The organism is Rhodoferax sp. SPJ4, assembly GCF_058216275.1.
The window spans coordinates 1,507,533-1,526,978 of sequence record NZ_JBYZMN010000001.1 but is presented as its reverse complement, the minus strand read 5'-3'; the positions used below and the strand labels follow the sequence as shown (position 1 = coordinate 1,526,978).

Below are 19,446 nucleotides of genomic sequence, written 5' to 3'. Positions count from 1 at the left end.
GAAGCTGCCGTGGGCCAGGTTGACCACGCCCATGATGCCGAAGATCAGCGTCAGGCCGGCCGCCAGCATGAACAGCAGCAGGCCGTACTGCACGCTGTTGAGCAGCTGGATCAGGAAGTTGGGGAAATCCATCACAACACCAATGAAAAACGGGAGCCGAGACTCCCGTTGGGGGCCAGTGAAAAGGCCGGTCAGCCCATTTTGCAGCCGGTGCCGGGGTCGGCCAGCGCCTTGGCGGCCACACCGATCACCTTGTTTTCCTTGTCCTTCACCTGGCGCAGGTAAATGTCCTGCACCGGGTTGTGCTGCGGGCTCATTTTCCACTTGCCGCGCGGGCTGTCGATGACAGCGCCCTCCATCGCGGCGTACAAGGCCTTTTTGTTGGCCAGGTCGCCCTTGACCGCGTTGGCGCCCTGCACCAGCAGCAGGCCGGTGTCGTAGCCCTGCACCGCGTACACGTCGGGCTGCAGCTTGTACTGCTTGGCGTAGGCCAGGCGGAAGGCCTTGTTGCGCGGCGTGTCCAGCGAATCGCTGTAGTGCAGCGTCGTCAGGATGCCATCGGCCGCCGGGCCGGCCGCGTCCAGCACACCTTCGGTCAGAAAGCCCGAGCCATACAGCGGGATCTTGTCCTTCAGGCCGGCCGCGGCGTAGTCGCGGATGAACTTGGCCGCTCCGCCACCGGCAAAGAAGCAGGCCACGGCGTCGGGCTTGAGCGCGGCGATCTCGGTCAGCAGGGCCTGGAACTCCACGTTGGGGAAGGGCAGGGCCAGCTCCTTGACGATGCTGCCGCCGGCGGCGGTGTAGCTTTCACGGAAGCCTTCAAAGGCCTCGTCGCCGGCCGCGTATTTCCAGGTGATCCAGACCGCCTTTTTGTGGCCGCGGTCCACCATGGCCTTGCCCAGGGCCAGCGTGGGCTGGGCGTTGGTGAAGCTGGTGCGGAAGACGTTGGGGGCGCACAGTGCGCGGGTGGCGGCATGGGCGCCGGCGTTGGGAATCAGACTCAGCACGCCGCTGTCGCGCGCGACCTTCTGGATGCCCATCTGCACACCAGAGTGCACGGTGCCGACGATCACGTCGACCTTGTCGCGCTGCACCAGCGTGGAGGCGTTTTCCACGCCCTTGGCGGGATTCGATTCGTCGTCGACCTTGAAGAACTCGACCTCGCGGCCGCCCAGCTTGCCGCCTTGCTCGGCCAGCGCCAGGCGGAAGCCGTTTTCAATCGCCACGCCCAGCTGGGCGAAGGTGCCGGTGTAAGGCAGCATCAGGCCCACCCGCAGTTTGCCGGTCTGGGCGCTGGCCCATGGGGGCAACAGCAGGCCGGATGACGCGGCGCCCACCAGGGCGGCGCTGCGGGTCAGGACATGGCGGCGAGTGGTCATGGGTGCTTCCTCGGTGGTGTGGTGTTCGGGAAATGGCCGGCCTGGTTGGCGACCCGGAGTGTCAGACATGAAGTATGGTGCATTGGCAAGCCGCGCCTCACTCGAAAAAACCCTTGGGCGCGCCCTCGGCCGCCCACCAGGCCTGCACCAGGGCGGTCAGTGCCTCCGGCTGGTCGCGGTGCGGCGAGTGGCCACAGGCCGGCAGCACCCGGGTGTGGGCGTGGGGCACAGCGCGCTGGATGGCGTCCAGCTGGGCCACCGTGCCGTACTCGTCGTCCACCCCTTGCACTGCCAGCAGCGGCCCCTGGATGCGGGCCAGCTCGGCCTCGATGCTCCATTGGCGAAAGGCCGGCCGCAGCCAGGCATCGCTCCAGCCGTGGAAGGCCGAATCGGGGTCGGCATGGTGGCGGGCCAGGCGCTCACGCAGGCCGCTGCTTCGGTAGCTGTCGGTGACGGCCTGGATGCTGGCGATCGACAGGTCTTCTGCGAACAAATGGGCGGCAAGGCTGATCGTGCTGGCGATGTGTGCGGGGAAAAAAGCCGCCATCAGCAAGGCGATGGAGGCGCCATCGCTGTGGCCAAACAGCGACACCGGCCGCCGGGAATCCCACACGCCCAGTGTGTGCAACAGCGCGGGCATGGCCTCGCGGGCCTGGCGGTGCATGAAGTCGGGGAGCCACTGCGCGTCTGGCCGCCGGGGCGTGGACTGGCCATAGCCCTCGCGCGACAGCACCAGGCCACGCACGTCCAGCGCCGTACTGAGTTGGCGCGGGTAGTCCCGCCACAGGCTGACCGAGCCCAGGCCCTCGTGCAGGAACACCAGCACAGGCGCACGCGGGTCGGCGCTGCCCACCCAGGCGTATTCCAGATCGACCTCGCGCCCGTCGAAGGCGATGCGGGCGTGCCGGATGGTCATGGTGATCAGGCCTGTTCGCGCTGGCGCAGGCGAAAGCGCTGGATCTTGCCGGTGGCGGTTTTGGGCAGCTCGGCCACCACCTCGATGTAGCGCGGGTATTTGTAGGGCGCGAGCCGGTCTTTGACAAAGGCCTTCAGCTCGTCTTCGCAGGCGCTCTTACCGGCCTTGAAGACCACAAAGGCCTTGGTCTTGGTCAGGCCCTCGCCGTCTTGCTTGCCGATCACCGCGCATTCCAGCACCGCCGGGTGTTGCATCAGCGTGGCCTCGACCTCGAAAGGTGAGACGTAGATACCACCCACCTTGAGCATGTCGTCGCTGCGCCCGCCATAGGTGTAATAGCCGTCGGCGTCCACCGTGTACTTGTCGCCGCTGCGGGTCCATTCGCCGGCAAAGGTGTGTTTGGTTTTCTCGCGGTTGTTCCAGTACATGAGGGCCGCGCTGGGCCCGCTGACCTGCAACTCGCCGATCTCGTCCACGCCGCACTCATGGCCGTCGTCGGCCACCAGCCGCAGCCGGTAGCCGGGCACGGCCTGACCGGTGGAGCCGTAGCGCACCGCGCCGGGACGGTTCGACAGGAAGATGTGCAGCATCTCGGTCGAGCCGATGCCGTCCAGGATGTCGCAGCCGTACTCGGCCACCCATTTGCGGCCGATCTCGGCCGGCAAGGCCTCGCCGGCACTGGTGCACACGCGCAGGCCCAGCGCCGCTTTCGGTGGGCGGGCGGGGTCGGCCAGCAGCGCGGCGTACAGCGTGGGCACGCCGTAAAAGATGCTGGGCCGGTGGTCTTGCAAAACCTTGAACACGCCGGCCGGCGTGGGGCGCTCCGGCAGCAGCAGCGTGGTGGCGCCCACGCTCATCGGAAAACTCAGGCCATTGCCCAGGCCGTAGGCGAAAAACAGCTTGGCGGCGGAAAACACCACGTCGTTCTCGCGGATGCCCAGCACGCCACGGGCGTACAACTCTGCGGTTTGCACCATGTGCGAATGCAGGTGAACCGTGCCCTTGGGCGAGCCGGTGGAGCCGCTGGAGTAAAGCCAGAAGCAGGCCTCGTCGGCGCAGGTGTCGGCCACCGCGGGGCTGGCGTCGGCGCTTGCCACCAGGCCGCCCAGCGTGGTGAAGCGTTCGGATTTCTCCGTGTTGCAGACGATCACCTGCAGGCCAGGCATCTGCCCCAGCAGCGGCTCGAAGGCCGGCAGCAAGGCCTCGGAGACGACCAGCACCTGCGCCCGCGAGTCGCGCAGCATGAAGTCGAAATCCTGGGTGGTCAGCAAGGTGTTCACCGCCACCGGCACCACACCGGCCAGGATGGACCCGAGAAAGGCCACGGGCCATTCGGGCGTGTCGAGTGCACACAGCAGCAGCCGGGCCTCGCGCGGCACGCCCAGGGTCCGCAGGCCGTTGGCAAAGCGGTGGCACTGGTCGGTGAGCTGGCCGTAGCTGAGGCTGGCGCCGTTCAGCGCGTTGACGAAGGCCGGCTTGTCGGCCCGGCCGGCGTTGCGGGCCAGCAGGTCATGGGCGGCATTGAAGTCGCGCGGGATGTCCACCCGCGGGGGGTGGGCCGAGTGGTCGGCGTGGCTGAGGTGCATGCGGTCTCCAACCGGCAACGGTACCGGCATTGTGGTCAATGGTCCAGTGCCTGTCTGCACCGGCCAGCGCCTCTGTGGGCGACTTGTAAAAAACTCAGGCGGTCGGGCTCAGCGCCTGGGCCAGCCACTCGCGACACCAAACGGTGGCCTCGGACTCGGCCAGCGTGCCGCTGCTGGCGTCGTGGCACCAGACCTCGCCCACGCGCTGAGCACCCAGGTCACGCAGCCGTTCGTCGAACTTGATGCCACCATGGCAGAAGGTTTGCAGGTAAGTGCGGTCGCCCAGCGCGATCACACCAAAACGCACACTGCCCAGAAAGGCCGGCTGGCTGTCCATGGACTCGTAGAGCTTGCGGGCGTTGTCGGGCACGTCGCCCGAGCCGTAGGTGGATGTGCAAACCAGGTACAGCGTGTCGTCATTGGGCTGGCCGGTGAACACGCCAATGTCCAGGTCGTCCATGGGCAGCACCTCGATGTCGGCCACCAGGTCGGCGCAATCCATCTGAATGGCCTGGGCCACGTAGTCGGCGGTGCTGGTCATGGTGCCCACCAAAATCCTGAGTTTCATCGACCGCTCCGGTGATCTGCAGTAAACTGCTTGATAATTGAGTAATAAGAAGTATACTGCAACACGGTTGGCCCGCCAACGGTTTCTCTGTTGTTCACAAAGGTTGTACGCCGTGCTCATGCCCCCCGAGTCTGACGCCAAAGCCACGCTGGTGGAGCTGGGCGCGCGGGTGCGGTCCTGGCGGGCGCGGCGCGGCATGACACGCAAGCAGCTGGCCGCCGATTCTGGCCTGAGCGAACGCTTCCTGGCCGACGTGGAGGCGGGCAAGGGCAATGTGTCCATCAACTCGCTGGAAGCCGCGGCCCATGCCCTCAACATCTCGCTGATCGAACTGCTGCAGGACGCGCCCCGCCCGGCGCTGGCGCGCGTGCACAGCCTGCTGGCCCGGCTGGACGACGCCCAGCTGGACCAGGCCTACCCGCTGATTGCGTCCACCTACGGGCTGGGCATGGCCCAGGGCCGTGAGCGGCGTCTGGCACTGATCGGCCTGCGCGGTGCTGGCAAGTCCACGCTGGGCGCGCAGCTGGCTGCGCAGCGCGGCATTACCTTTGTGGAACTGGACCGCGAGACCGAGCGCGAGGCCGGCACCAGCATGAACGAAATTTTGCTGCTGCACGGCCAGGCCGGCTACCGCCGCTACGAGCGGCGCGCGCTGTTCCGCATCGCCGAAGAACATGCAGACGGCGTGGTCATGACCACCGGCGGCAGCATCGTCAGTGAGCGCGAAACCTTCGATTTGCTGCAAAGCCATTTCTACTGCGTCTGGCTCAAGGCCAGCCCCGAGGAGCACATGGCGCGGGTGGTGGCGCAGGGCGACATGCGGCCGTTCGATACCACCAGCGGCGCCACCAACGAGGCGCTGGAAGACATCCGCCGCATCCTGGCCAGCCGCGAGGCGCTGTATGCCCGCGCCGACGCGGTGGTGGACACCGCCGCACGCAGCCTCAAGCAATCCCTCAAGGACCTGGAGCGGGCCGTGGCCCAGCCGCTGCCCGACCCCGCCCGCTGAACCGCTGGTTCCCACAAAAACACCGACAGACGCCCCCAGGAGACACCGATGAACGCCCCCAACGAAGCCTTGTTGTTCCAGCACACCCTGAACGGCGAAACCCGGGAGCTGGTGCGCTTTGCCACCGACCCCAGCCGCTACCGGCACTGGGCCCTGAGCGTCGACGGCGATGTGGCCCGATTGAAGCTGAACATCGACGAGGACGGTGGCATCAAGCCCGGCTACAAGCTCAAGCTCAACAGCTACGACCTGGGCGTGGACATCGAGCTGCACGACGCGCTGAACCGCGTCCGCTTCGAGCATCCTTCGGTCAAGGTGGTGGTGTTCGAAAGTGGCAAGGAAAAAATCTGGTGCTCGGGCGCCAACATCTACATGCTGGGCCTGTCCAGCCACGGCTGGAAGGTGAACTTCTGCAAGTTCACCAACGAAACCCGCAACGGCCTGGAAGACTCGTCACGCCACGGCGGTCTGAAAAGCCTGGCCGCCGTCACCGGCGCCTGCGCTGGCGGTGGCTATGAGCTGGCCCTGGCCTGTGACCGCATCGTGATGGTGGACGACCGTTCCTCCACCGTGAGCCTGCCCGAGGTGCCGCTGCTGGGCGTGTTGCCCGGCACCGGCGGCCTGACCCGGGTGACCGACAAACGCAAGGTGCGGCGCGACCTGGCCGACATCTTCTGCACCACCAGCGAGGGCGTGCGCGCCGACCGTGCCACCGCCTGGAAGCTGATCGACGGCCACGCCAAGCCGCAGCATTTCCAGTCCCTGGTGGCCGCGGAAATTGACGCGCTGCGCGCTCAGTCCACCCGTGCCGCTGGCCTTCAAGGCATCACGCTGACACCGGTGCATGCGCAGATCGACGACGCCGGCTACCACTACGGCCTGGTCGATGTGGCGGTGGACCGCGCCGCCCGCATCGCCACCGTCACGCTGCGGGCGCCGGCGGCGGCCATTGAATCAACGCCCGAGGCCATTGAGGCCGCTGGCGCCGGCTGGTACCCGTTGCAGCTGCAGCGCGAGCTGGACGACGCCATCCTGAACCTGCGCACCAACGAGCTGGACGTCGGCACCTGGGTGCTCAAAACCCGGGGCGACGCCCAGCAGGTGGTGCGCATGGACCAGGTGCTGGCCGATCTGAAAGACCACTGGCTGGTGCGCGAGACCACCGGTGCGCTGCGCCGCACGCTGGCCCGGCTGGACGTGACCAGCCGCTCGCTGATCGCACTGGTGGACGCCGGCTCGTGCTTCGCCGGCAGCTTCTATGAACTGGCCCTGGCCTGTGACCGCATCTACATGCTGGACCTGCCCGATGCACCGGATTCGGCGCCCGCATTGCAGCTCACCGCGGCCAACTTCGGCTGGTTCCCGGCGGTGAACGGCCTGACCCGTTTACAAACCCGTTTCTGCGAAGACACCGCCACCATCACCGCGTTGCAGGCCTTGGGCGACAGCCCGTTGCGTGCCGACCAGGCACTGGCGTTGGGCCTGGTGACGCTGACCCCGGACGACATCGACTGGGACGACGAAATCCGCATCATGCTGGAGGAGCGCGCCAGCCTGTCACCCGACGCCATGACCGGCCTGGAAGCCTCGCTGCGTTTCCCCGGCAAGGAGACCATGGAGACCCGCATCTTCGGCCGCCTGAGCGCCTGGCAGAACTGGATTTTCATCCGCCCCAACGCGGTGGGCGAAGAGGGTGCGCTGAAGCTGTTCGGCTCGGGCAAGAAGGCCCGCTTCGACTGGAAGCGCATCTGATTTTTTTAAGCAACCCGCCCATATTGGCAAAACTGTAGACAAAACGCAGGCAAAACCATGAGCACCATTGACCTCCAGGCGCTGATTCCCAACAACGTTCACCTCGGCGAAAACCGCCAGCTGCAGCGCGCACTCGAGCACTGGCAACCGGCCTTCCTGAACTGGTGGGACGAGATGGGTCCGAGCGACTTCAAGGCCAACGAGGTCTATTTGCGCACCGCCGTGGGTGTGGACGCGTCCGGCTGGGCCAGCTACGGTTACACCCCCATGCCCGACTACCGCTGGGGCATCTTCCTGGCCGACAAGGAAGAGGGCCGCAAGATCGGTTTTGGCGACCACATGGGCCAGGACGTCTGGCAGGAAGTGCCGGGCGAGTACCGCGCCACCTTCCGCCGCCTGATCGTGACCCAGGGCGACACCGAGCCCGCCTCGGTGGAGCAACAGCGCCTGCTGGGCCACACCGCACCCAGCCTGTACGACCTGCGCAACCTGTTCCAGGTGAATGTGGAAGAGGGCCGCCACCTGTGGGCCATGGTGTACCTGCTGCACGCCCACTTCGGCCGCGACGGCCGCGAGGAAGCCGAAGAGCTGTTGACCCGCCACAGCGGCGACGCCGACAAGCCGCGCATCCTGGGCACCTTCAACGAGCCCATGGACAACTGGCTGAGCTTTTTCATGTTCACCTACTTCACCGACCGCGACGGCAAGTTCCAGCTGAAGAGCTTCGCCGAAAGCGCCTTCGACCCGCTGGCCCGCACCTGCCGCTTCATGCTCACCGAAGAAGCCCACCACATGTTTGTCGGCGAGACCGGCGTGGGCCGCGTCATCAAGCGCACGCTGGAGGTGATGAAGGAACTGGACACCGACGACCAGGCCACGCTGCGCCAGGCCGGCGTGGTGGACCTGCCCACCATCCAGAAGTTCATGAACTTCTGGTTCACCAGCTCGCTGGATTTGTTCGGCTCCGAGGCCTCCAGCAACGCCGCCAACTACTTTGCCAACGGCATCAAGGGCCGGCCGGACGAGGCCAAGTTTGCCGACCATGTGGAGTCCGACACCGAGATGACGCTGCAGGTGCCGGACGGCCAGGGCGGCCTGAAGAACGAGACCATTTCGGTGCGCAACGGCATGAACGAGATCACCCGGCTGGAGTATGTGAAGGACTGCAACCTGGGCCTGACCCGCTGGAACATGATGGTCAAGCGGGCTGGCATCGGCTTTGAGTTCAAGCTGCCATCCACCCGTTTCCGCCGCGCCGTGGGCACCTGGGCCGGCATGCACACCGACCCCGAAGGCCAGCCCATCCCGGCCGCCGAGTTCGAGGCCCGCAAGGACCAGTGGCTGCCCACCGACGCCGACAAAACCTTTGTGAAGAGCCTGATGCAGCGCGTCACCGCGCCGGGCAAGATGGCCGGCTGGATTGCGCCGCCCGACCGCGGCATCAACGCCAACACGGTGGACTACGAGTACGTCAAGCTCTGATCCTCGGGAAAACACCCACCCGGCAGGGTAGAATGCGAGCTGTCGGGGTGTAGCGCAGCCTGGTAGCGCATCTGGTTTGGGACCAGAGGGTCGAAGGTTCGAATCCTTTCGCCCCGACCACCATCTGAAGGGTCAGTCTGTGAATGCAGACTGACCCTTTTTCTTTGCCCGGTCGCCCAGGCACCGCGCACCAACCCGGCGCCGCTTTGGGCGCTGGCTTACAGACAGGCAGGCAACCAGGCCCTAAGCTGCAAAGCCGCAATGCCAGGCCGATGTCCGCGCCTGAGGCGCATTGCACCTCCAGGAGAAGACCATGGGCCCAGCAACCAACCCCTTGTGGCCGCACCGTTGTGCAGCATCCGCCATTGCCCTGGCCGCTCTGGCCGGTTGCGGTGGCGTGGCCCGGCTGCCCCCGGGCGCCGACGTCGGACCCCACCCGGTGCTGCCGGCGCCGCAGAGCGCCTGGGTGCCCACGGTGCTGATTGCCCCCGCTGTGGGCTGGACGGTGGACGGCCGGCCCCAGGCGGCGCCTGGCACCCGGGTGGCCGCCTTCGCCCGCCAGCTGGACCACCCCCGATGGCTCTACGTGTTGCCCAACGGCGATGTGCTGGTGGCGGAAACCAATGCACCGCCCAAGCCGGACGACGCCCAGGGCCTCAAGGGCTGGGCCATGGGCCTGGTGATGAAGCGGGCCGGGGCTGCGGTGCCCAGCGCCAACCGCATCACGCTGCTGCGCGACACCGATGGCGATGGCGTGGCCGACGTCCGCTCGGTGCTGCTGGAGGGCTTGAGCTCGCCCTTTGGCATGGTGCTGGTGGGCCAGGACCTCTACGTGGCCACCGCCAACGCCTTGCTGCGCTTTCCCTACAGCACCGGCGATCTCAGCATCCGGGCGCCGGGCCGCAAGGTGGTCGACCTGCCTGGCGGCAGCATCAACCACCATTGGACCAAGAACGTCATTGCCAGTGCCGATGGCCGGACGCTGTTTGTCACGGTCGGGTCCAACAGCAACGTGGCCGAACGCGGCATGGCCGCCGAAGAGGGCCGGGCGGCCATCTGGGCGGTCGATCCCGCCACCGGCACCCACCGCATTTTTGCGTCGGGTCTGCGCAACCCCAACGGCATGGCCTGGGAACCGGTGACCGGCAAGCTCTGGACCGTGGTCAATGAACGCGACGAGCTGGGCAGCGACCTGGTGCCCGACTACCTGACCAGCGTGCAGGATGGCGGTTTCTACGGCTGGCCCTACAGCTACTACGGCCAGCAGGTGGACACCCGGGTTGCGCCGGCACGCCCTGATCTGGTGGCCAAGGCCATCGTGCCCGACTACGCGCTGGGCGCCCACACCGCCCCGCTGGGGCTGGCCTGGTCGGCCGGCAATGCGTTGCCAGCCGAGTTTGCCAGCGGCATGTTCATTGGCCAGCACGGTTCGTGGAACCGCTGGCCACGCAGCGGCTACCAGGTCATTTTTGTACCCTTCCGGCAAGGTCAGCCCTCAGGCCCACCGATCAAGGTCCTGACCGGGTTTGTCAACAGCGACGGCGAGGCCATGGGCCGTCCAGTGGGCGTGGCCGTCGATGCCCGGGGGGCGCTGCTGGTGGCCGACGACGTGGGCAACACCGTCTGGCGGGTGGTGGCCGACCGGCCCGCGACCACACCGATCCCGCCCGTTCGCTGACGCGGACGCACCACCGACGCCGGTATCATCCACGGGTGGGGCGACGGTGACGACGACGACGCGTGACCAAGGCGCCCGCATCTGCCCGTAGCTCAGTTGGATAGAGCAACAGCCTTCTAAGCTGTGGGTCGGGGGTTCGATCCCCTCCGGGCAGGCCAAATCAGCCCTTCACACCCGCTGCCGACAGCCCACAACCCGCGCCATGGCTGGCTTTTCCGGGTGGGGCTGCTTCGATCCCAGGGCATCTCGGCAAGCACCTGTTGCCACCCGCAGCGGCGAGCGCCGCTGCGCGTCGGCCCCCTCCGGTGCCAGGCCCACACCTCCTGCCTTCTCCTCCCACGGCCCGGTGCCGCACCGGGTGGCCTGTCGCCCCTGAGCGGCCCGCTTCGTACTCCATCCGGTGTATTGAGAATGCCGGGCTTCTGGGTATCGTCAAACCCTGTTCCAGAGAGAACAAGCGAAGAGGAAAAGGGAAGAGGAGCCGGCCATGCCTCGCGAGCGTGACCGGAAGATCAGCGTGCCCCAGGCGATTGCCTCGGCGACAACGCCCCCTTCATCAGCCAGGTGCTTTCCCCTCCGCCGGTTTGCCGCCCGCGTGCGGCTTTCCTTCGGGTCTCATGGCTCTGCGGCCAAGCCGTTCTTTGGTCGCTGCACTTGTGGAGAAGATCATGGCTGCACTGGTGACTTTGAATGGGTCGGTCACGCTGGACGAATCGGCCCTGCTACAGACCGGTGGTGTCCCGCTCGGGACCGAAGACAACAACGACAACGACATCAATGTGGCGGACCTGCCGACGGCGTTCACCAGCACATTGCCCGGCGGTTTGCAGTTTTTGGGCGCGGCCAAGAGCGCGGCCAACCTGATCACGGTGACGGCCGACGGTGCCGTCGTGAGCCTCGGGTTCAGCACCACCACCGGCGCAGCCTTGCCGGTGTATGGCAGCGGCCAGCCCGGTGCACCCAGCGGGCTTTTTGCTGTGAACGGTGGGGCGATCAGCCTGTTTGCCTCCGCTTCGGCGCTGGGCAACCGCGTGGTGCTGGGCGTGGACACCACGGGCGACATCGTGTTCGCGCTCTACATGGACGCCAACGCAACGCTCACCGCTGCGACGGTCTGGATGGCGCAGTTCGAGCCGCTTGCCAACCCCGTCACCACCAACGCCGATGACCCGTTGCTGCTGGGTGGGCTGGGGGTGGCGGCTGGCTCCGCCCTGGCGTTTGATTTCAACGCGCTGCCGTCGGGACAGAACCTGTTTGGGACGGTGGGCACGGCGGACAGCGGGCTGGTGGTGATAGGCAAGACGGTGGCGCTCAAGGCAGACGGCACCTTCACCAATGCGAGCAACACCATCAACACCTCGCAAGGCGGCGGGCCGACCACCATCGGTGTGAACAACCAGATGTTCGACGCTGGAGAGGGCGCGTACTTCACGCTGGTGAAGAACCCGGTGGCCAACTACCTGTCCGGTGCGGCGGGCGGGCTGGACCAGAACGAGGCGGACGACGCCGACAACATCCAGTACGGCGGTGGCACGATCGAGGTCAACAGCTCGTTCACGACGATCTCGCAGATCCAGGGCAATGCGGCGGCGACGATGAAGATCACGGCCTTCAACCTCGCCGGCGCGCCCCAGGGGACGGCCTTCACCGCGGCGCTGGGCAGTGGCACGCAGGTGAACATCATCGAAGTCAAGGTCAATGGCGTGGTGGTGACGGCCGATCTGACGGGCAATTCGGCCATCGTCTCGGGGCTGAAGGCGGGCGACAAGGTCGAATGGGTCACCGACGGCGTGCATGACCAGGTGCTGATCGAGGGGGTCGCCGGCAAGTTCGACATCGGCAGCTTCGGCGCGAACGAGCCCTCGTCGTCTGTCGTGCCGCTGAACAACGTGCGCTTCGAGGACGATGGGCCCTCGATCACGGGCACGGCGACGGGTGCGCCCACGCTCACCGTGGACGAGACCAACCTGCTCGCCACCCCGGCCAGCGGCGCGCTCGCCGCCCAGTTCACGGCCGTCTCGGGCACCGACGGCGCGACGGCCATCGGCTACGCGCTGTCCACGCCGGGTGGCAACTCTGGACTGGTCGACACGGCGACCGGGCAGGCCGTGGTGCTGTCGCTGGTCAGTGGGGTGGTCCAAGGCCGCACGGCCACCAGCAACGACCTGGTGTTCACGGTCAGCGTGGACGCGTCGGGCAACGTGACGCTGGACCAGCTGCGCGCCATCGTGCACCCGACGGCCGACCCGGACGAATCCAAGACGCTGGCTGCCGCCAACCTGGTCGTGCTGACGGCCGCCACCAGCGACGGCGACGGTGACAGTGCCTCCGCGGCGCTGGCCATCGGCCAGTTGCTGGTCTTCAAGGACGATGGCCCGTCCATCACAGGTACCGCGGTGGGTGCGCCCACGCTCACCGTTGACGAGAGCAACCTGCTCGCCACCCCGGCCAGCGGGGCCTTCGCGGCCCAGTTCTCGCCCGTCTATGGCGCCGACGGCGCGGGCGCCACGCCCACCAGCTACGCGCTGTCCACGCTGGGTGGCAACGCTGGACTGGTCGACACGGTGACCGGGCAGGCCGTGGTGCTGTCGCTGGTCGGTGGGGTGGTCCAGGGCCGCACGGCCACCAGCAACGACCTGGTGTTCACGGTCAGCGTGGACGGCTCGGGCAACGTGACGCTGGACCAGTTGCGCGCCATCGTGCACCCGACGGCCGACCCGGACGAGTCCAAGACGCTGGCCGCCGCCAACCTGGTCGTGCTGACGGCCACGGCGCACGACGGCGACGGTGACAGCGCCTCCGCGGCGCTGAACATCGGCCAGCTGCTGGTCTTCAAGGACGATGGCCCGGCCATCGGGCCGATCCCCGACAGCATCGTCGACTTCGCGGCCGGCTCCACCGTCACGAAGTCGCTGGCCGGTGTGGTTGGCGCCGATCCCAACCCGGTGCCTTACACGGTGACGGAGTACACCACCTCCCTCACCACCAACGGCATTTTGCTGACCGGGGTGCTCGCGCCAGACGCGCAAAGCGTGAAGTACTGGGCCGACACCAACGGTGACGGCGTGATCGGCAACACCGGCGACACGGCCTACTACCAGCTCAGGCTGAACGAGAGCGGTGCCGGCACCTACACCTTCGACGTGCTGGTGAACCCCCCGCAAGCCAACCTGGAATTTGATTTCAATGCGCTGCCGTCGGGACAGAACCTGTTTGGGACGGTGGGTACGGCGGACAGCGGGCTGGTGGTGATAGGCAAGACGGTGGCGCTCAAGGCAGACGGCACCTTCACCAATGCGAGCAACACCATCAACACCTCGCAAGGCGGGGGGCCGACCACCATCGGTGTGAACAACCAGATGTTCGACGCTGGAGAGGGCGCGTACTTCACGCTGGTGAAGAACCCGGTGGCCAACTACCTGTCCGGTGCGGCGGGCGGGCTGGACCAGAACGAGGCGGACGACGCCGACAACATCCAGTACGGCGGTGGCACGATCGAGGTCAACAGCTCGTTCACGACGATCTCGCAGATCCAGGGCAATGCGGCGGCGACGATGAAGATCACGGCCTTCAACCTCGCCGGCGCGCCCCAGGGGACGGCCTTCACCGCGGCGCTGGGCAGTGGCACGCAGGTGAACATCATCGAAGTCAAGGTCAATGGCGTGGTGGTGACGGCCGATCTGACGGGCAATTCGGCCATCGTCTCGGGGCTGAAGGCGGGCGACAAGGTCGAATGGGTCACCGACGGTGTGCATGACCAGGTGCTGATCGAGGGGGTCGCCGGCAAGTTCGACATCGGTGGCTTCGGCGCCCTGCAGTCGCAGCCCTCGGCGGACCAGCACCTCGACTTCGTGGTCAAGGTGGTGGACGGTGACGGTGACTATTACTCGGATGGCTTCTCTGTGGGCATCGATGGCACCGGCATCAACGACGACGGCGTCGTGGTTGGCATCGTCGGCGTCCCCTGAGCGGCCCCTGCCTGCCCTCTGGCGACGAGTGAGCCGCCCCTGCGCAGCCCAGGGGCGTGATGTCCGTCCAGCGCGGTGAAGCCAGCCCCGAGGTGAAATCCCGTGCCGGTGGTCTGGACGACCCGTTCTTGGATGGGTCTTGCCACCGCCGGGCGCCGGGTGGTGCGTGAGCCTGCCCTCTCCGCAGGATGCCAGCGACCCATCCGCTTGCGCCAAGCGCATTGCTCGCCTACTTTTCACCCTGGTGACCCCTCCTGAAGGCGGAAATTTCGTGCAATGTATGAAAAAAGTACTACACATGAATCATGTGTATCAAATTGCTTATCGCTTGCAAAAGCCACGCTGTGGCGATGGACCTGTGCACAAAATTGATGCGGGTCGCCGATGGTGGCCTTCTGGGCGAGGCCACGGACTGGTCTGGCGTGCTCGCACGCGCCGCCATCACGCGGCCTGACGTTCTGCTGTTGGCGCATTCCGAGGCCGATGGGGAAAGCACTTGGCGGACCCTTGACAGACTTGGCCGCGTCAGCCCGGCCACACGTGTGCTGCTGCTGTGTGATGCCTGCACCCATTCGACGGTCATCGGCTCGGTCCGGCGCGGGGCCAGCGGCTGCTTGCTCACCTCGAGCGAGCCGCCCCTGCAAGTCAGGGGCATTGTCTCCGTCCATCGCGGCGAAGCGTGGTTCGGACGCACGGCGTTGCTGGAAGCCATTCGCAGCCAACTCCCGGCCCCGCCCAGCATCACTTCGGATTTGCTCGACGACCACGAACTGCTGACGGCGCGCGAGCGGCAAATCCTCGGTCTGATCGGCGATGCCTTGAGCAACAAGGAAATTGCCCGGCGCTTGAAGATCAGCGACAACACGGTCAAGACGCACCTGCACCACATCTACGTCAAGCTCAACCAAAGCGGGCGCTACCGGGCGTTCCTGTCGAACTCGGGGCTGAGGCTGAATTAGTGGCTGGGGAACCCTCCCCCCCATCGGTTGCCGTGCCGATTGACAGCCAGCGCCAAGGCCGCAAAGATGGTGTGGTTTTTTGTGGTCAGTCAGCGGGGCACACCGATGGACATTCAATTCCTGCACGCGGTTTCAGGGCGGCCGATGAACCACACCACCGTGGTCATTCCGGTCAAGGTCGACGGCAAGCCGGTCCTGTGCGAGATTTCCTACGAGGCCTTGATGGACCATTTTGGCGTCAACAGCACAACCGAAGGCGATCTGATCGCCGGTTTTCAGGCCAACCGCAAGCGCATCGAGGCGGTGGCGCTGAAGGCCTTGGAACGCAGCAAAGGCCAGCCGGTGCTGTTGCAAAGCGGCATGTTCTGAATGCGGGGCACCCCCCCGCGTGGCGGGCCGATCCCCCAGCGTCCAGGCACTGGAAAACACACTTTCCGGACATAACGCACGGTGCATGATACCGATTGCATGGCGCGGGCGTGATGCGCCTCAACCCCGCGGCAAAAGAAGCCGATACAACGGGGACAAAAACCACTTTTAGGGCCTGCCATGAACACCTCCCCTGGCGCTGCTGTCGGCAGCTCCGCCTTTGTGTCGGTGGCCGACCCGGCGGCAGCCAACCCTGCGGTGGTGGGGGACTCCTCGGCCACCCGGATGGCCAGCCCGCAGCAGCGCCGCGTGGCCCTGGTGACCTGCGTGGTGATTGCGCTGGTCACCGTGGCCTTGATCCCGGACGCCCGCAGCAACTGGGGGCCAATCCGGGCCTTTCTGCCGGCCTACCAGACCGCGCTGATCCTTGCCTACGCGATGACTGGCTACCTGATGTTTGGCCACTACCAAGCCACTCGGTCACGCGCCTTGCTCTACCTCAGCGGCGGCTTCTTTTACACGGCGGGCATTGTGGCCGCGCAGTTTCTGGCGTTTCCTGGTCAGTTTCTCGCCGAGGGGCGGGTGCTGGGCGGCGCACAAACAGCCACCTGGCTGTGGAGTCTGTGGCACATCGGGCCAGTCGTGGGCGTCTTCGCCTACACCGTCATGGCCCGGCGTGGCGGCGATACCGTGGCCGAGGGCGAACTGGCCCAGATGGCCTGGCGTTTTACAGCAGTGATACTGGCCTTGCTGGGGGCCAGCGTGTTCGCTGTCACCACCTTGCACGATTTGCTGCCGGTGATGGACCAGAACGGCGATTACAGCCGCATCACCAGCTCGGGGGTGGCGCCGGCCATCCAGTTGGGCATTGCCGTGACGCTGGTGGCCTTGTGGCGTGCCGACCGCTTCCGCACCGAGCTGAACCTGTGGCTGGGCGTGGCCCTGGTGGCGCTCCTGCTGGACGACACCATCACCATGGTGGGCGGCTCGCGCCTGTCGGGAGGCTGGTATGTGGGCCGGATGATTGCACTGATTTCGGCCGTGGTGATGGTGGTGTTCTGTGTGCACGAGATCAGCCGGGTGTACAAAAGGGTGGCGGCCGATGCACGCGCGCTGCTGGCCTCCAATGCCCAGTTGACCACCGCGGTCAGCCAGGCCCAGTTGGACAGCCTGACGCGTTTGCCGGGGCGGGCCTTGTTCATGGACCACCTGCGTCAGTTGCAGGCCCAACAGCGCCAGACTGGCCAGGCCCTGGCCTTGCTGTTCATCGACCTCGATGGCTTCAAAAAGGTCAACGACACCAAGGGCCACCTGGTGGGCGACCTGGTGCTGACCCAGACCGCCGATGTGCTGCGTCGCACCATACGCGCTGGCGACGTGGTGGGGCGGCATGGGGGCGACGAGTTCGTGATCGCGGTCACGGCCGCCAGAGAGCAGATCCACGCCATCGCGACCCGCATCGCCAACCAGGTGATCGACGGCATTGGTCAGCTGCACCAGGGCATTGGCTGCAGCGTGGGCATCAGCTGCGCGGCCAGCGGGCATGCGGACGCCGAAGCCCTGGTGCAGCAGGCCGACGCGGCGATGTACGTGGCCAAGGGCAATGGCAAAAACCGCGTGCAAGAGGCCGCGGACGACCTGGGCCTGTCAGCCATGGTGGCTGCGGCCCACTAGCGTTTTTTGTACTGCGACTGGCCGAACAGCAGGTCGCGGGCCTTGTCGTCGGTGAGCGGCTGGCGCAGTGCCGTCAGCACCTGCACGCCGCGCTGCACCGCCGGGCGGGTGCCCACCTGGTCGAACCAGCGCTTCAGGTGGGGGTAATCGGCCCAGTCTATGCCCTGGTTCTGCCAGCTGCGCAGCCAGGGGAAGATGGCCACGTCGGCCAGCGTGTACTGGCGCCCGGCGATGAAGGGGCGGTCGGCCAGGCGTTTGTCCATCACGCCATATAGCCGCTTGGCCTCGTTGGTGTAACGGTTCACCGCGTAGTCAATCTTCTCCGGTGCGTAGATGCGGAAATGGTGGGTCTGGCCCAGCATGGGGCCGACGCCGCCCATCTGGAACATCAGCCACTGCAACACCTCGAACTTGGCGCGGTCGCTCTTGGGCAGCAGCTTGCCGGTCTTGCTGGCGAGGTAGAGCAGAATGGCGCCCGATTCGAACAGCGAGATCGGCTTGCCATCCGGGCCATCCGGGTCGACCAGCGCCGGAATCTTGTTGTTGGGGCTGATGGCCAGAAACTCGGGCGTGAACTGGTCGCCCTGACCGATGTTGATGGGAATGGCTTCCCAGTCGCGGCCCAGCCGCAGCCCACATTCCTCCAGCATGATATGGACCTTGTGGCCGTTGGGCGTGGGCCACGAATACACCTTGATCATTGCGCGCTCCTGGGGTTCTGTGCGGGGAGCGGCCACTGTAAAAGAATTCGCTTTTTCCTGCTGACGGTGACCACGGGGCGCAAGCGCCCCGTGGTGTCTGTGAGGTGGGGGAGGGTCAGCCGCCGCGCGTCACCGGCATCGCCACCTCGCCCGGCAGGGTCAGGTGCTTGGCCAGTTCCAGCTTGGCCAGCGAGTTGCGGTGCACCTCGTCCGGCCCGTCGGCCAGGCGCAGCGTGCGCTGGTGGGCGTAGGAATAGGCGAGCGGGAAGTCTTCCGACACCCCGGCCGCGCCATGGGCCTGGATGGCCCAGTCGATGATCTGGCAGGCCATGTTGGGCGCCACCACCTTGATCATCGCGATCTCGGCCTTGGCCACCTTGTTGCCCACCGTGTCCATCATGTAGGCAGCCTTCAGTGTCAGCAGCCGGGCCTGCTCGATCATGCAGCGGGCCTCGGCCACGCGCTCCTGCCACACGCTTTGGCGGGCCACCTCGCGGCCAAAGGCCACCCGGGTGTTGAGTCGTTTGCACATCAGCTCCAGCGCCCGCTCGGCCGCGCCGATGGAACGCATGCAGTGGTGGATGCGGCCCGGCCCCAGCCGGCCCTGGGCGATCTCGAAGCCGCGGCCTTCGCCCAGCAGGATGCTGCTGGCCGGCACCCGCACGTTCTCCAGCAGCACCTCCATGTGGCCGTGGGGCGCGTCGTCGTAGCCGAACACCGACAGCGGGCGCAGCACGGTCACACCCGGCGCGTTGGCCGGCACCAGCACCATGGACTGCTGCTCGTGGCGGCCGGCGTCGGGGTTGGTTTTGCCCATCAGGATGTAGATGGCGCAGCGCGGGTCGCCGGCACCGGACGACCACCATTTGCGGCCATTGATGACGTAGTCGTCACCGTCGCGGACGATGCTGCACTGGATGTTGGTGGCGTCGCTGGAGGCCACCTCGGGCTCGGTCATCAGAAAGGCCGAACGGATCTTGCCCTTCAGCAGCGGCTCCAGCCACTCGTCCTTGTGGGCCTCGGTGCCGTAGCGGGCAATGGTCTCCATGTTGCCGGTGTCGGGTGCCGAGCAGTTGAAAACCTCCGGCGCCCAGGGCACCCGGCCCATGATTTCGCACAGCGGTGCGTACTCCAGATTCGACAGGCCTTCGGGGGCGCGCGGCGAGTGCGGCAGAAACAGATTCCACAGGCCGGCGTCGCGGGCCTTGGGCTTGAGCTCCTCGATCAGTGTGGTGGGAATCCAGGCGTTACCCTTGGCCCGGTTGTCGGCGATCTCGCGCAGGAAACGGCCCTCGTTGGGGTAGATGTGCGCGTCCATGAACTGCAGCAGCCGGGCGCGCAGTTCCTGAACCTTGGGCGTGTAGTCGAAATGCATAGGGGTCCTTGTGCCGGAATAATCGAAAAG

The 19,446-nt window shown here is 66.4% G+C and carries 14 protein-coding genes, 2 tRNA genes and 1 pseudogene; 10 read left to right on the top strand and 7 right to left on the bottom strand.

The annotated features are described in order from the left end of the window. The 5 genes and pseudogenes from AC4BAR_RS07410 to AC4BAR_RS07390 all read right to left on the bottom strand — a co-directional run. Positions 1-132: pseudogene (locus AC4BAR_RS07410) on the bottom strand (branched-chain amino acid ABC transporter permease); the annotation flags it as partial. 59 nt (positions 133-191) lie between these two features. Continuing rightward, a complete protein-coding gene (locus tag AC4BAR_RS07405; RefSeq protein ID WP_490627159.1) occupies positions 192-1,379 on the bottom strand; it encodes an ABC transporter substrate-binding protein in 1,188 nt (395 codons plus the stop codon). A gap of 97 nt (positions 1,380-1,476) precedes the next feature. Then, positions 1,477-2,295, bottom strand: coding sequence for an alpha/beta fold hydrolase (locus tag AC4BAR_RS07400; protein WP_490627158.1), 819 nt, complete (start codon positions 2,293-2,295; stop codon positions 1,477-1,479). A 5-nt stretch (positions 2,296-2,300) separates the two neighbouring features. Further along, positions 2,301-3,881 carry a benzoate-CoA ligase family protein gene (locus AC4BAR_RS07395; protein ID WP_490627157.1) on the bottom strand — a complete coding sequence of 527 codons (1,581 nt, stop codon included), beginning with the start codon at positions 3,879-3,881 and terminating at the stop codon, positions 2,301-2,303. Positions 3,882-3,975: 94 nt separating this feature from the next. After that, a complete protein-coding gene (locus tag AC4BAR_RS07390) occupies positions 3,976-4,449 on the bottom strand; it encodes a flavodoxin domain-containing protein (RefSeq protein ID WP_490627156.1) in 474 nt (157 codons plus the stop codon). 118 nt (positions 4,450-4,567) lie between these two features. Here AC4BAR_RS07390 and AC4BAR_RS07385 point away from each other — a divergent pair, with 118 nt between their 5' ends. The 10 genes from AC4BAR_RS07385 to AC4BAR_RS07340 all read left to right on the top strand — a co-directional run bounded on the left by AC4BAR_RS07385 (position 4,568) and on the right by AC4BAR_RS07340 (position 17,340). Next, positions 4,568-5,458: a helix-turn-helix transcriptional regulator gene (locus AC4BAR_RS07385; RefSeq protein WP_490627155.1), complete on the top strand. Its 891-nt coding sequence runs from the start codon at positions 4,568-4,570 to the stop codon at positions 5,456-5,458. 48 nt (positions 5,459-5,506) lie between these two features. Further along, the gene (gene boxC, locus AC4BAR_RS07380) at positions 5,507-7,210 is read left to right on the top strand and encodes a 2,3-epoxybenzoyl-CoA dihydrolase (RefSeq protein ID WP_490627154.1); all 1,704 of its coding nucleotides are present in this window, start codon (positions 5,507-5,509) and stop codon (positions 7,208-7,210) included. Between the two features lie 57 nt (positions 7,211-7,267). Continuing rightward, a complete protein-coding gene (gene boxB, locus AC4BAR_RS07375) occupies positions 7,268-8,692 on the top strand; it encodes a benzoyl-CoA 2,3-epoxidase subunit BoxB (RefSeq protein ID WP_490627153.1) in 1,425 nt (474 codons plus the stop codon). Between the two features lie 43 nt (positions 8,693-8,735). Next, positions 8,736-8,812, top strand: a tRNA-Pro gene (locus tag AC4BAR_RS07370). Positions 8,813-9,005: 193 nt separating this feature from the next. Continuing rightward, entirely contained in the window at positions 9,006-10,370 is a 1,365-nt protein-coding gene (locus AC4BAR_RS07365) for a PQQ-dependent sugar dehydrogenase (protein WP_490627152.1), read from the top strand. Positions 10,371-10,451: 81 nt separating this feature from the next. Further along, positions 10,452-10,528 (top strand) — tRNA-Arg (locus AC4BAR_RS07360). A gap of 510 nt (positions 10,529-11,038) precedes the next feature. Then, positions 11,039-14,338: a DUF5801 repeats-in-toxin domain-containing protein gene (locus tag AC4BAR_RS07355; RefSeq protein ID WP_490627151.1), complete on the top strand. Its 3,300-nt coding sequence runs from the start codon at positions 11,039-11,041 to the stop codon at positions 14,336-14,338. Positions 14,339-14,643: 305 nt separating this feature from the next. Beyond that, entirely contained in the window at positions 14,644-15,297 is a 654-nt protein-coding gene (locus AC4BAR_RS07350; protein ID WP_490627150.1) for a LuxR C-terminal-related transcriptional regulator, read from the top strand. 105 nt (positions 15,298-15,402) lie between these two features. Then, positions 15,403-15,666, top strand: coding sequence for a DUF1488 family protein (locus AC4BAR_RS07345; protein ID WP_490627149.1), 264 nt, complete (start codon positions 15,403-15,405; stop codon positions 15,664-15,666). A gap of 180 nt (positions 15,667-15,846) precedes the next feature. Further along, the gene (locus tag AC4BAR_RS07340) at positions 15,847-17,340 is read left to right on the top strand and encodes a diguanylate cyclase domain-containing protein (protein ID WP_490627148.1); all 1,494 of its coding nucleotides are present in this window, start codon (positions 15,847-15,849) and stop codon (positions 17,338-17,340) included. On the opposite strand, the gene AC4BAR_RS07335 is transcribed toward AC4BAR_RS07340, so the two are convergent. Further along, positions 17,337-18,041, bottom strand: a complete 705-nt coding sequence (locus AC4BAR_RS07335) for a glutathione binding-like protein (RefSeq protein ID WP_490627147.1) — start codon at positions 18,039-18,041, stop codon at positions 17,337-17,339. The genes AC4BAR_RS07340 and AC4BAR_RS07335 overlap by 4 nt on opposite strands. Before the next feature lie 115 nt (positions 18,042-18,156). Next, a complete protein-coding gene (locus tag AC4BAR_RS07330; protein ID WP_490627146.1) occupies positions 18,157-19,416 on the bottom strand; it encodes an acyl-CoA dehydrogenase family protein in 1,260 nt (419 codons plus the stop codon). Between the last annotated feature and the right edge of the window lie 30 nt (positions 19,417-19,446).

Coding starts and splice junctions, on each gene's coding strand:
- AC4BAR_RS07405 (WP_490627159.1), bottom strand. CDS start 1,379: ATGACCACTCGCCGCCATGTCCTGACCCGCAGCGCCGCCCTGGTGGGC.
- AC4BAR_RS07400 (WP_490627158.1), bottom strand. CDS start 2,295: ATGACCATCCGGCACGCCCGCATCGCCTTCGACGGGCGCGAGGTCGAT.
- AC4BAR_RS07395 (WP_490627157.1), bottom strand. CDS start 3,881: ATGCACCTCAGCCACGCCGACCACTCGGCCCACCCCCCGCGGGTGGAC.
- AC4BAR_RS07390 (WP_490627156.1), bottom strand. CDS start 4,449: ATGAAACTCAGGATTTTGGTGGGCACCATGACCAGCACCGCCGACTAC.
- AC4BAR_RS07385 (WP_490627155.1), top strand. CDS start 4,568: ATGCCCCCCGAGTCTGACGCCAAAGCCACGCTGGTGGAGCTGGGCGCG.
- boxC (WP_490627154.1), top strand. CDS start 5,507: ATGAACGCCCCCAACGAAGCCTTGTTGTTCCAGCACACCCTGAACGGC.
- boxB (WP_490627153.1), top strand. CDS start 7,268: ATGAGCACCATTGACCTCCAGGCGCTGATTCCCAACAACGTTCACCTC.
- AC4BAR_RS07365 (WP_490627152.1), top strand. CDS start 9,006: ATGGGCCCAGCAACCAACCCCTTGTGGCCGCACCGTTGTGCAGCATCC.
- AC4BAR_RS07355 (WP_490627151.1), top strand. CDS start 11,039: ATGGCTGCACTGGTGACTTTGAATGGGTCGGTCACGCTGGACGAATCG.
- AC4BAR_RS07350 (WP_490627150.1), top strand. CDS start 14,644: ATGTGTATCAAATTGCTTATCGCTTGCAAAAGCCACGCTGTGGCGATG.
- AC4BAR_RS07345 (WP_490627149.1), top strand. CDS start 15,403: ATGGACATTCAATTCCTGCACGCGGTTTCAGGGCGGCCGATGAACCAC.
- AC4BAR_RS07340 (WP_490627148.1), top strand. CDS start 15,847: ATGAACACCTCCCCTGGCGCTGCTGTCGGCAGCTCCGCCTTTGTGTCG.
- AC4BAR_RS07335 (WP_490627147.1), bottom strand. CDS start 18,041: ATGATCAAGGTGTATTCGTGGCCCACGCCCAACGGCCACAAGGTCCAT.
- AC4BAR_RS07330 (WP_490627146.1), bottom strand. CDS start 19,416: ATGCATTTCGACTACACGCCCAAGGTTCAGGAACTGCGCGCCCGGCTG.